General features: G+C 61.2%; 9 protein-coding genes. 3 read left to right on the forward strand and 6 right to left on the reverse strand.

What is annotated here, in order from left to right; genetic code table 11:
• Positions 1 to 113: 113 nt before the first annotated feature.
• Positions 114 to 1,133: an alpha/beta fold hydrolase gene (locus JIO00_RS23395; protein WP_010457723.1), complete on the reverse strand. Its 1,020-nt coding sequence runs from the start codon at positions 1,131 to 1,133 to the stop codon at positions 114 to 116.
• 247 nt (positions 1,134 to 1,380) lie between these two features.
• Complete coding sequence (gene metE / locus JIO00_RS23400; RefSeq protein WP_200666918.1) at positions 1,381 to 3,693, reverse strand: 5-methyltetrahydropteroyltriglutamate--homocysteine S-methyltransferase; 2,313 nt, start codon at positions 3,691 to 3,693, stop codon at positions 1,381 to 1,383.
• Between the two features lie 107 nt (positions 3,694 to 3,800).
• On the opposite strand from metE, the gene metR reads away from it, so the two are divergent.
• Positions 3,801 to 4,718 (forward strand): transcriptional regulator MetR, encoded by a 918-nt coding sequence (metR, locus tag JIO00_RS23405; protein ID WP_010457725.1) that lies wholly within the window; start codon positions 3,801 to 3,803, stop codon positions 4,716 to 4,718.
• Between the two features lie 121 nt (positions 4,719 to 4,839).
• On the opposite strand, the gene JIO00_RS23410 is transcribed toward metR, so the two are convergent.
• From JIO00_RS23410 to JIO00_RS23425, 4 genes are all read right to left on the reverse strand, one after another.
• Positions 4,840 to 5,337: a GNAT family N-acetyltransferase gene (locus JIO00_RS23410; RefSeq protein WP_010457726.1), complete on the reverse strand. Its 498-nt coding sequence runs from the start codon at positions 5,335 to 5,337 to the stop codon at positions 4,840 to 4,842.
• Between the two features lie 2 nt (positions 5,338 to 5,339).
• The gene (locus tag JIO00_RS23415) at positions 5,340 to 5,978 is read right to left on the reverse strand and encodes a LysE family translocator (RefSeq protein WP_010457727.1); all 639 of its coding nucleotides are present in this window, start codon (positions 5,976 to 5,978) and stop codon (positions 5,340 to 5,342) included.
• Positions 5,979 to 6,002: 24 nt separating this feature from the next.
• Complete coding sequence (locus JIO00_RS23420) at positions 6,003 to 6,437, reverse strand: NUDIX hydrolase (RefSeq protein ID WP_200666919.1); 435 nt, start codon at positions 6,435 to 6,437, stop codon at positions 6,003 to 6,005.
• Between the two features lie 207 nt (positions 6,438 to 6,644).
• Complete coding sequence (locus JIO00_RS23425; RefSeq protein ID WP_200666920.1) at positions 6,645 to 8,024, reverse strand: HD domain-containing phosphohydrolase; 1,380 nt, start codon at positions 8,022 to 8,024, stop codon at positions 6,645 to 6,647.
• 259 nt (positions 8,025 to 8,283) lie between these two features.
• Here JIO00_RS23425 and JIO00_RS23430 point away from each other — a divergent pair, with 259 nt between their 5' ends.
• Both JIO00_RS23430 and JIO00_RS23435 read left to right on the forward strand, forming a co-directional pair.
• Positions 8,284 to 10,578, forward strand: coding sequence for a putative bifunctional diguanylate cyclase/phosphodiesterase (locus JIO00_RS23430; RefSeq protein WP_154912501.1), 2,295 nt, complete (start codon positions 8,284 to 8,286; stop codon positions 10,576 to 10,578).
• A complete protein-coding gene (locus JIO00_RS23435) occupies positions 10,578 to 12,452 on the forward strand; it encodes a putative bifunctional diguanylate cyclase/phosphodiesterase (protein WP_083375836.1) in 1,875 nt (624 codons plus the stop codon). The genes JIO00_RS23430 and JIO00_RS23435 overlap by 1 nt, the downstream gene beginning before the upstream one ends.
• Positions 12,453 to 12,477: the final 25 nt, after the last annotated feature.

A 12,477-nucleotide genomic window follows, 5' to 3' on the forward strand; every position in this document is an offset into this window, starting at 1 on the left:
AAGATCCAACTGTGGGAGCGAGCCTGCTCGCGATGGCGGTGTGACATTCAGCATTGATGTTGACTGACACACAGCCATCGCGAGCAGGCTCGCTCCCACATTGGTACTGGGTACTACAGGAGGTTCGGAGTGGGCACCGGATCGATCTGTGCCCAATGCGAAGTGTCTTCGCGGTGGGCCTGCAAATACGGCAACACCGCCGCCAGCAACGGCGCCTTGAACGCCTCCTGGAACCGATGCGCCAACCCCGGAATCAGCTTCAACTGACTGCCACGAATATGCGCCGCCAGATGGACGCCATGCATCACCGGCAACAGCGGATCCGCCGTGCCGTGAACCACCAGCGTCGGCACGCGCAACTGATTAAGCAGCGCCACACGACTGCGCTCGGCGAGGATCGCCATGATCTGGCGCTTCACGCCCTCCGGGTTGAACGCCCGGTCATAGGACAGCGCCGCCTGATGCAGCAACGCTTGCCGATCATCACTGACGGTCGGGCTGCCCAGCGCTGCCAGCAAATCGGCCTGCTGTTCCAGCGCCACTTCGCGATTCGGCGCGCTGCGCCGCGACAACAGCTGCACCAACGCCGCACTCGGCGCCGGCAAGCCTTCGGCCCCGGAACTGGTCATGATCAGGGTCAGGCTCTCGACCCGTTGCGGCGCCATCGCCGCCATGTGCTGGGCAATCATCCCGCCCATACTCGCGCCCAAGACGTGAAACTGCTCAACCTTCAACGCATCCATCAGGCCAAAGGCGTCGTCCGCCATGTCGGTCAAGGTGTACGGCGCCGCCACCGGCAGACCGAGTTTGTAGCGCAGCACTTCGAAGGTCAGGTTGGCGTCGGCGGGCGTTTGCCGCCAGGTCGAGAGGCCGACGTCGCGATTGTCATAACGAATCACCCTAAAACCCTGCTGACACAGCGCGACCACCACCTCGTCAGGCCAGTGAATCAACTGCCCGCCCAGGCCCATCACCAGCAACAACGCCGGGTCGGACGCACGGCCGATGCTCTGGTACGCCAGGCTCACCTGCGCCAGATCGGCCTGTTGGGTGGGAACATTGACATCGCAACGAGACGCCGCCAAAGACGGCAGGCCAAACAACAGCAAGGCCAAAAAAATGAATGCACGCATGAAAAAACACCGAAACGCAGAACCCCAGTAGAGCGCGAGTCTGATGAAGTTTGATCAAGCGCGCTGCCACAGTTACATGACAGTTTGATGAAGATTGCCGAGCGGTCATTTTCGGGACCGCGTTATCGTTCATCGCGAGCAGGCTCACTCCCACAGGATCGATGTCGTACACAATATTTGTGATCGACCTAGATCCAATGTGGGAGCGAGCCTGCTCGCGATGGCGTCCGAACAGACGCTACATCGGCTAAGCCAACTGACTGCGCAACTGCCTTGCCGCCGCCACCATATTGACCAACGCCGCCTCGGTCTCCGGCCACGCCCGGGTCTTCAGCCCGCAATCCGGGTTCACCCACAACCGCTCGGCCGGAATGCGCTTCACGGCTTTGCTCATCAACTTGACCATCTCAGCCGTGTCCGGCACCCGTGGCGAATGGATGTCGTAGACGCCCGGGCCGATGTCGTTCGGGTAGTCGAACGCTTCGAAGGCTTCCAGCAATTCCATGTCCGATCGCGAGGTTTCGATGGTGATCACGTCGGCATCCATCGCCGCGATGGACTCGATCACGTCGTTGAATTCGCTGTAGCACATGTGGGTATGGATCTGGGTTTCGTCGCGCACACCGGAGGCGCTCAAGCGGAACGCTTCCACCGCCCAGTCCAGGTATTCCTGCCATTGCGCCCGACGCAGCGGCAAGCCTTCGCGGAACGCGGCTTCGTCGATCTGCACGATCTTGATGCCGGCACTTTCCAGGTCGACCACTTCATCACGCAGGGCCAACGCCAACTGCTGCGCCTGGATTTTGCGCGAGACGTCTTCGCGCGGGAACGACCACATCAGCATGGTCACGGGACCGGTGAGCATGCCTTTCATGACCTTGTCGGTCAGGCTTTGCGCATAGGTGATCCAGTCGACGGTCATGGCGTTCGGACGGCTCAGGTCGCCGTAGATGATCGCCGGTTTGACGCAGCGCGAACCGTAGCTCTGCACCCAGCCGAAACGGGTGAACAGGTAGCCGTCCAGTTGCTCGGCGAAGTACTCGACCATGTCGTTGCGCTCGGCTTCACCGTGCACCAGCACGTCCAGGCCCAGGCGTTCCTGGACTTGCACGGCGTGACGGATTTCGCTGTGCATGGCGTCGGTGTAATCGTTGGCCGACAGCTTGCCTTGCTTGAACGCCTGGCGGGCCAGACGGATCGAACCGGTCTGCGGAAACGAGCCGATGGTGGTGGTCGGGAATGCCGGCAGTTTCAGCCGAGCGCGTTGCTGCTCGATGCGTTTGGCGAACGGCGAGTGACGTTGGCTGTCCGCTGCGCTGATCGCATTGATGCGTGCCTGCACGTGGGCTTTATGGATACGCGGCGACTCGGCGCGGCTCGTCTGAATCACTCGGCTCTGGGCCAGAGCCGCTTGTACTTTGGGCGATTGCGGGTCGTTCAGGGCATCGCGCAGCACGGCGATTTCACCGCACTTCTGCACGGCGAAGGCCAGCCAGCTTTTCAGTTCAGGATCGAGTTTGTCTTCCCGTTCCAGGTCCACCGGGCTGTGCAGCAGCGAGCAGGAACTGCTGACCCACAGGTTGTCGCCAAAGCGCTCTTGCGCCGGTTGCAGTTGCGCGAGCACTTGCTCCAGTTCGCAACGCCAGACGTTGCGACCGTTGACCAGGCCCACCGAAAGAATCTTGTAGGTCGGCAGACGGTCCAGCACCTGACCGAGTTGATCCGGCGCCCGCACTGCGTCGATGTGCAGGCCTTGCACCGGCAGGCCGACTGCCAGGCCGAGGTTGTCTTCCAGGCCACTGAAGTAGGTCGCCACGAGCTTTTTCAGCGGCGAGTATTGAAGGATGTGGTAAGCGCGCTCGAAGGCGTTTTTCCAGGCTTGTGGCAGGTCGAGGGTCAGGATCGGTTCGTCGATCTGCACCCATTCCACGCCTTGGGCGGCGAGGCGGCCGAGGATTTCACCGTAGATCGGCAGCAGGCGTTCGAGCAGGTCGAGCTTGTCGAAGTCGTTGCCTTTGGCCTTGCCCAGCCACAGGTAAGTCAGCGGGCCGATGATGACGGGTTTGACGTTGTGGCCAAGGGCCTTGGCTTCGTCGACCTCGTCGAACAACTGTTCCCAGCTCAGTTTGAACTGTTGGTCAGCTGTGAATTCCGGGACCAGGTAGTGGTAGTTGGTGTCGAACCACTTGGTCAGCTCCTGGGCATATTGGGCCTGGGTGTGTTCGCCACCGCAGCAGGCCGTCGTGGCGCCTCGGGCCATGGCGAACAGGGTGTCGAGGGTCGGCAGGCCGCGCGCATCCTTGGCGCTGTCGAAACGCTCGGGGATCACGCCGAAGGTCAGGGAATGGGTCAGCACCTGGTCGTACCAGGCGAAGTCGCCGACGGGCAGCAGGTCGATGCCGGCGTCTTTCTGCAACTGCCAGTGGGTGGCGCGCAGTTGGCGGCCGACGCTTTTCAGCGCGTCCTGATCGAGGTCGCCCTTCCAGTAGGATTCGAGGGCTTTTTTCAGTTCGCGGTCAGCGCCGATGCGCGGAAAACCAAGTGTGTGGGCCAGAGCCATGGTGAATTTCTCCCTGTAAAAGATGGCGCTATTGTCGACAGCCAACCCAACATGAGACAAACTCAACCTTTTCGTGTTGATCACAAGTTTTCCTCATGGAGCCCCCGGTGCTTGAAATCCGCCACCTGAAGACCCTGCACGCCTTGCGCGAAGCCGACAGCCTGGTCGATGCCGCCGACCGTCTGCACCTGACCCAATCGGCCCTGTCCCACCAGTTCAAGGAACTGGAGGAGCGCATGGGCATGCCGTTGTTCGTGCGCAAGACCAAACCGGTGCGGTTCACCAGCGCCGGGTTGCGCCTGCTGCAACTGGCCGACGCCACCCTGCCGCTGCTGCGCGGTGCCGAACGCGATATCGCGCGGTTGGCGGGCGGCACCGCGGGCCGTTTGCACATGGCAATCGAGTGCCACAGTTGCTTCCAGTGGCTGATGCCGACCATCGATCAGTTCCGCGATGCCTGGCCGGAAGTCGAGCTGGACCTGGCTTCGGGCTTCTCCTTCGCGCCGCTGCCGGCCCTGGCCCGTGGCGATCTGGATTTGGTGGTGACCTCCGATCCGCTGGAACTGGCCGGGATCACCTACGTGCCGTTGTTCACCTATGAAGCGATGCTCGCGGTGGCCAATCAGCACCGTTTGGCGAACAAAGCCTACATCGTGCCGGAAGACCTGCTCACGGAAACGCTGATCACCTACCCGGTGGAACGCGACCGGCTGGACATCTTCACCCGTTTCCTGGAACCGGCCGACATCGAACCGGCGCAGGTCCGCACCTCGGAACTGACGGTGATGATGATGCAGTTGGTCGCCAGCGGACGCGGCGTCTGCGGCATGCCCCATTGGGCGCTGCATGAATACAGCTCGCGGGGTTACGTGAAGGCCAAGCGGCTGGGCGAGAAAGGATTGTTTGCGACGCTGTATGCGGGGATTCGTGCGGACATGCTGGATGCGCCGTACATGCGCGACTTCTTGCTGACGGCCAAGGACACATCGTTCTCGACACTCGACGGCGTCAGCGCAGTCCGCTGACACACCGCAACCGCTGTAGGAGCGAGGCTTGCCCGCGAAAGCGGTGTATCAGCCAAGTAGATATCGACTGTCACGACGCCTTCGCGGGCAAGCCTCGCTCCTACAGGGGTTTGTGGTGGGTTTAGAGCTCGCGCCACATGTGGATTTTGTCGAAGTAGTCTTCGCCGACGCGCACCGCCATGGGTTCGAGGCCGAACTGTACGAAGCCGCAACGCTGGTACAGGTTGAACGCCGCCTCATTGCCGGCGGTGACGGTCAGCTGGATCAGCCGCAGGCCTTTATGGTTCTGCGCTTCATCCAGCGCGGCTTGCACCAGTTGCTGACCCAACCCGCGCTGCCGGACTTTGCCGGACACATACATGCCAAACAGCGTCGCCTTGTGCCGGGCCTTTTCCCGGGGTTCGAAGGCCAGGCCGACGATGCCTGACAACGCGCCGTCCTCGAACGCCCCGAACACCACATCCAGCTTGCTGGTCAGGCGCGACTCCCACCAACTCAGCGGCATTGTTGCGCGTTCGCGCACACTCGAAGTGAAGGCCTGCGGGTGCAGGTCGTAGGCTTCCAGCATCAGCGCCCGATAGTCCAGCGCATGGCTGGCATCCAGTCGTTCAATCCACATGATCAGGCCGTCCGTCGTTGCTCAAGCATCAGCCGCACCGCCAGCGCGGACAGGACAAACCCCATGAAATAACGCTGCAGCGCCAGCCAGGTCGGGTTGTTGACGAACCACGACGCGATGCCTGCCGCGAAGATCGCGATCAGCAGGTTGACGCAGAAACTGACGCTGATCTGGGTCAGGCCCAGCACGATGCTCTGGGTGAACACCGAGCCATGCTCAGGCGTGATGAACTGTGGAAACACCGACAGGTAAAACACCGCGATCTTCGGGTTCAGCGCGCTGGTGAGAAACCCCATGGTGATCAGTTTGCGCGACGAGTCCGGCGGCAACTGCTGCGCTTCGAAGGGTGAACGTGCGCCGGGTTTGACCGCCTGCCACGCCAGCCACAACAGATACAGCGCGCCCGCCCATTTCAACACTTCGTAGGCCATCGGCACGGCCAGAAAGACCGCGGTCAAACCGGCCGCAGCGGCGAACAAGTGCACGAAGAATCCTGCCACCACGCCGAGCAACGAAGTCACGCCGGCCTTGCGCCCCTGGCAGATCGAACGGGAGATCAGGTAGATCATGTTCGGCCCCGGCGTCAGCACCATCAGCAACGCGGCAGCGGCGAAAATCAGCAAGTCTTGAAGTGGGATCATGGGGCAGTCCTAGTCCGTGGATGATCAGGCGATCGCAGTCAGCGAAGCTCGATAAAACGGCAGGATCAGGTCCCGTGTCAATGGCGCCAGCGAGAGATCGCCGTCGGTGGCCGGATCGATCCAGCGGACCTCTTCAATCTCCGCGGCGGGCGAGACGTCTGAATCGATGGTCAGCTGAAAGAGTTCAGCCTGGACGACAAAACCCGGCTCGTTGGCCGCCGGTGCCGAAAAGGGCCCCAGGTAGGTGGCGTGCGCGGGGTCGATGACCAGTCCAAGCTCTTCTTCCAGCTCACGGGCCAGGGCGTGAACCGGTTGTTCATGGGCCTCGATCTTGCCGCCGGGTTGCATGAAGGCTTCGGTGCCGCGTTTGCGGACCAACAGCGTGCGACCGTCAGGGCCGATCAGCAGGGCGGCGGCGATGCGGATGATGCGGGGGGAAGGGGCGGATGAAAGTGTCATGGATCTGAGTGTGCCTTGAGTGAAAGGCGCAAAGGATCACATGGGTGTCGCGCCGGCGTCACGGGGGAAAATAGCGATCTAGCCCTTTGTGGGAGCGAGCCTGCTCGCGATAGCGGTCTTTCAGTCGACATCCATGGTGAATGTCAGGCCGTCTTCGCGAGCAGGCTCGCTCCCACAGGGGTCAGTGTTGAGTCTTCCAAAGGGGGATCAGGGCTGAGTTTGAACCACCAGCGGCGCTTCGAGGATTGCGGCTTCCACCTCATCCGGCACTTTCACAAAAACGCTGTATTTCGCCCCTTCCATCGCCTCGAACGCGATCAGTTTCTCCACCAGCGGCCCGCTCAGCACCTTCCCCGCATTGAGCAACAGCATGCCGTTATCGGCATTGAGGTTGCGCGCCAGAATCATGCCGGTCGCCAGGTCCCGGGTGGTCAGTACCTTGACCGTCGGATCGGCCAGTGACACATCGCTCTGGTAGGCGGCGCAGACCTGAATGAAGTCCTCCACCAGATCAGGATCGTAGAGACGACCGGCGTACTGGCGGATATAGACCAGGGCTTCATCGCTGTTCATCTGGCGCTCAAGGATCAGCCCACGCTGCAACTCGATGAAATCCACCGCCAGTTTCAGCCACCGCGCCCCGAGCGGAATCGCCTCGCCCTTGAGCCGGTCGGGGAAACCGGTGCCATCCCAGCGCTCCTGGTGGTGAAGGATCAGGCGCGCCGCATCCTTCATCGGATCGAGGGTCATCAGCAACGATTCGCTCTGCTTCGGATAACCGCGATAGCGTTCCTGATCGTTGTGGTGCAGCAAATCCGCAGGCGCGGTCATCATGCTGTCGGTCCAGCTCAGCTTGCCGATGTTGTAAAGCGCCGCGGCCATGGTCAGGTCGCGGGTACTGCCCTCGTCCACGCCATGGAGTTTGCAGTACACCCGCACCAGTTCGATGATCTGCCGGTTCGTCTGCTTGGCCGGTGGCAAACGCAGGTTGGCCAGCAGCGAGAACACCTCGGTGCCGGTGACATAGCTGTGTTTGAGCTCTTCGTAGGCCAGGTCGAGCATGTCGGCGGTCTGCTGCAGCTCGGCGGTGCGGGACGCAACGTGTTTCTCCAGGGTCGCGTTGAGCAACCTCAATTCTTCGTTTTGCTCCCAGGTCTCCTGCACCAGATGCAGGCGTTCGCGCTCGGAACGCTGGTAGGCGAGGGATTGTCGCAACGTCAGCAGCAATTCCTCATCGTGCCAGGGTTTGCTGATGTATCGGTCAATCTGCCCGTCGTTGATTGCTTTGACGATCATCGTCAGGTCGGCATAACCGGTCAGCAAAATGCGCAGCGTGTCGGGATGGCGCTGGTGAATGTGCGCCAGCAGCGTGGCGCCGTCCATGTTAGGCATGCGCGCATCGCTCATCACCAGGTCGACGGGCTGTTTCGCCATGATATCCAGGGCTTGCTCCCCGCTGGTGGCCAGCAATACTTCGTAGGGCTGGCCGCGCAAGAGCCGGCGCAGACTGTTGAGGATAGACTCCTCGTCGTCGACCAGCAGAATCGTGGGTTTATCGGCAAAAGTAGTGGGGAGTTGCTCTTCCATGGCATTACCTCAAGCAAAACGGGCGTCGTCGCGTCAATCATCAGCCAGAACATTCCGTTTCTGGCGCTGCCTGAGCTACAGGCTAGATGATTTCCAGCGACGCCCCTGGAAATGATTCGTTTCAGGCGACCGGGCGAAGTGCTGCACAGGCGACTATGCTCAGTTCACTCGGATCCACTTTATGCGCTTGGCCACGTGATCAGGGAAAGGATGCCCCTATGAGCACACCGCACCACCACATTGCCACCGCTCCCGGCGTATGCCTATGAATACGCTGCTGGCACGAACCAACCGTCGGATACTTATCGTCGACGACACCGCGTCTATTCATGCGGACTTCATCAAGATCCTCAGCCCGCCATCGCCCGAAGACGACGACCTGATCAGCGCCGAAAAAGCCCTGTTCGGGACGCAAGCGACGGCAACCCTGCAAAGTTTCATGCTCGATTCGGCGTTTCAGGGGCTGGAAGCACTGGACAAGGTTGAACGAGCGCTGGCCAACGACCTGCCCTATGCGATGGCTTTCATCGACATGCGCATGCCGCCGGGCTGGGACGGCCTGGAAACCATCGAACGGCTGTGGCAGGTCGATCCCAAGCTGCAAGTGGCGCTCTGTACCGCTTATTCCGACTATTCCTGGGAAGACATCGATGAACGCCTGGAACTGGGCGATCGCCTGCTGATCCTGAAAAAACCATTCGATGCCATCGAAATCCGTCAGCTGGCCAGCGCCCTGACCGCCAAATGGCAAATGACCGAAGACGCCGAACTGAAGATGTCGTTGCTGGAACAGGCCGTGGAAGAACGCACCCGGGAGCTGTCCGACGCCAACATCATCGTGCAGAACAGCCCGACCATTCTGTATCGCCTGCGGGGCGAACCGTCGTTTCCGCTGATGTACATCTCCCACAACATCACCAAGTACGGTCATGTCGCGGCGAATCTGGTCGCCTCGGCCAACTGGGCCCGGGAGTTGATCCATCCCGACGACCAGCCGAAAGTCGACACGGCCATGGCCCGAGTGCTGGATCGCCATGCGGGCGGCGCGTCCATCGAGTTTCGGATGCGCACCGGCGACGGTGCCTGGCGCTGGGTCGAAAACCGCTATATTCCGGTGCGAGACGCCGAAGGACGTTTACTGGAAGTCGAAGGCATCATCATCGACGTCACTGAACGCAAGGTCGCCGAGGAGAAAATCGCCCTGCTGGCCCGCACCGACGGGCTGACGGGGCTGGCCAACCGTGCCACCTTGATCGAGCGCCTGCATCAGGCCTTCGCCGCTGCGCGCCGGGGTGCAACACCGTTCGCGATGTTCTACCTGGACCTTGACCACTTCAAACGCATCAACGATACCCTCGGTCATCCGGTGGGCGATCTGTTGCTGCAGGAAGTGGCCCGGCGCATCAAAGCCTGTGTGCGCGAAAACGACGTGGTCGCCCGCCTCGGCGGCGACGAGTTTGCCATCCTGCAACTGGACGTCAGCGACCCGACCCAGTCTGCGTCCCTGGCGGCCAAGGTCCGCGATGCACTGGTGCTGCCCTACTCCCTGGCCGGCAATGATGTGCGGGTGTCGGTCAGCATCGGCATCAGCAGCTATTCGCCGCGCATCACCAGCGCCGACGGCTTGCTCAGCCAGGCTGACATGGCGCTGTATCGCTCCAAGGAAAAGGGCCGCAATCAGTATCACTTCCACTCCGAGGAGATCAATCAGGAGGTGGTCGAGCGCATGACCATCGCCAGCGAACTGCGCACGGCCATCGACCATGAAGAACTCGAACTCAGATACTGGCCGGAAGTCGACCTGAGCAGCGGCAAGATCCTCGGCATGGAAGCCCAGGTCTGCTGGAACCACCCCGAGCGCGGCTTGCTGGAAGCATCGGCGTTCCTGCCGGCCGCGGAAAAAACCGGCGCCATCATCCCCCTCGGGCACTGGGTGCTGGATCGCGCCTGCCAGCAAATGCGTCTGTGGCGCGACGAAGGCATGGCGCCCCCGGTGATTGCCATCAAACTGTCCCTGGCCCAACTGAAAAGCGGGCCCGAACTGATCTATGACGTACTGCGCACCACCGCGCGCTGGGAATTGTGCGCCTGGGACCTGCGCTTCGATGTCACCGAAGCCACCTTGGCCCAGACCAAATGGACCCACAACGACGTGCTGCCACGCCTGCGCGAGCTGGGGGTGAAGATCGCCATCGACGACTTCGGCACCGAATACTCCTCGTTCGACTACCTCAAGACCTACCAGGTCAATCACCTGAAACTCGCCCAGGCTTTCATCGACACCGCTGCCCGCGACCCGGCAAGTGCCAACACGTTGCGCGCAATCATCAATTTCGCTCGAGAAGTAGGGATCGGAATCATCGCCGAAGGTGTCGAAACCCAGGAACAGCGTAGTTCGCTGATGGCCACAGGCTCGCCAATGAACGCACAGGGTTACTTTTTCAGTAAAGCGGTCAGCAGCCAACAAGCCGCCCAGTTGCTCAAAGCCGGCAGCATCGTGCCCGCAAGCCACGGACCGATCCTGGACAACCCGCACGCCACGGAGGACAAGTGATGAAAACGTCGTCCGTCCGGACCAACCGGCGCATCCTGATCATCGACGACACGCCTTCGATTCATGAGGATTTTCGCAAGATCCTCGGCCCTGACTCTGAAGATGAGCAGACCCTGGCCGGCACGGAAGAGGCGCTGTTCGGCACGCAACAACCGGCCCGGCTGACCTTCCAGCTCGATTCCGCCTACCAGGGCCAGGAAGCCCTTGAGCTGGTCCAGCGGGCCCAGGCCGAAGGTCGCCCCTACGCCATGGCGTTCACCGACATGCGCATGCCGCCGGGTTGGGACGGGCTGGAAACCATCGAACAGCTCTGGAAGATCGACCCGCACCTGCAAATCGCGCTGTGCACCGCCTATTCGGATTACAGCTGGGAGGACATGGCTGAACGGCTGGAGTTCGGCGACCAGTTACTGGTGTTGAAAAAACCCTTCGACAGTCTGGAAATCCGCCAGATGGCCAGCGCCCTGACCTGGAAATGGCAGATGACCCAGGACGCGGAGACAAAAGTGCAAAGCCTGGAGCAAACCATCGAGGCGCGGGTCCACGAACTGCTCAAGGTGTCCCACCTGTTGCAATACGACGTACTGACCGAGCTGCCCAACAGCACGTTGCTCGGAGATCGACTGAACCAGTCCCTGGCGTTGTCGCGCCGCCATGACAAGCAGCTGGCGGTGATGTTCCTGGGTCTTGATCGCTTCAAGCGCATCAACAATGCCCTGGGCCATCCGGCCGGTGACGAGATGCTCAAACGGGTCGGGCAAAACCTGGTGTCCACGGTGCGCGAATCCGATTCGGTGTTTCGCTACGGCGCTGATGAGTTCGTGGTGATCCTCGCTGACATCCGCCATCCCCAGCAGACCAAAGGCATCGCCGAAAAACTCTTGAACGCCATTGGCACGACCCAGCACATCGCCGGCCATGACCTGAGCGTAACCGCCAGCCTGGGCATCAGCATCTACCCCGATGATGGCTTCGATGCGATCGCGCTGATCAAGAAAGCCGAAACCGCGATGCGTCACGTCAAGGAAAGCGGCCCCAACGACTTCCGCTTCTTCATTGAAGAAATGAACCAGCGCGCCCGGGACCAGCAGACCATCGAGTCGGGCATTCGCCTGGCATTGGAGCGGGACGAATTTGTCCTGCATTACCAGCCCAAGCTCGACCTGGGCACCGGTGAGGTAGTCGGCGCAGAGGCCTTGATTCGCTGGCAGAAACCGGGGCATGGCTGGGTCTACCCGTCGGACTTCATTGGCGTGGCCGAAGACAGCGGCTTGATCGTACCGTTGAGCAAATGGGTGCTGGCCCAGGCCTGTCGGCAAGCCTGCGCCTGGCAGGCGGCGGGGCTGCCGAGGCTGTGCATGTCGGTGAATGTGTCGGCCATCGACTTTCGCCAACGAGGCTTTGTCGAAGGCATTGAACAGGTCCTGAAACAAACCGGTCTGGACCCGTCATTGCTGGAGCTGGAAATCACCGAAGGCGTGCTGATGCAGAACGTCGATGCCACGGTCACCGCCCTGAACCGGATCAAGGCCATGGGGGTGCGGCTTGCCATCGACGACTTCGGCACCGGTTATTCCAGCCTGAGTTACCTGCGGCGTTTTCCCATCGACGTGCTGAAAATCGATCAGTCGTTCATTCGTGGCCTGAGCCGTGACATCAACGACGCAGCGCTGGTCAGCGCCATCATCAGCCTGGGCAAGAGCCTGAAACTGACCATCATCGCCGAAGGGGTGGAAACCCTCGAACAACTGGATTTCCTCAAGGCCCATCAGTGCGAGGAAGGCCAGGGCTACTACTTCAGCAAAGCCGTGGCGCCGGATGACTTCGTGCACTACCTGACGTCGGTGAAATCCCCTCCCCCTGCCGCCACATGACCGATAAGCAGCGACACACGGGCTA

This window comes from Pseudomonas sp. SW-3 (assembly GCF_016615645.1).
Taxonomy (GTDB): domain Bacteria; phylum Pseudomonadota; class Gammaproteobacteria; order Pseudomonadales; family Pseudomonadaceae; genus Aquipseudomonas; species Aquipseudomonas mandelii.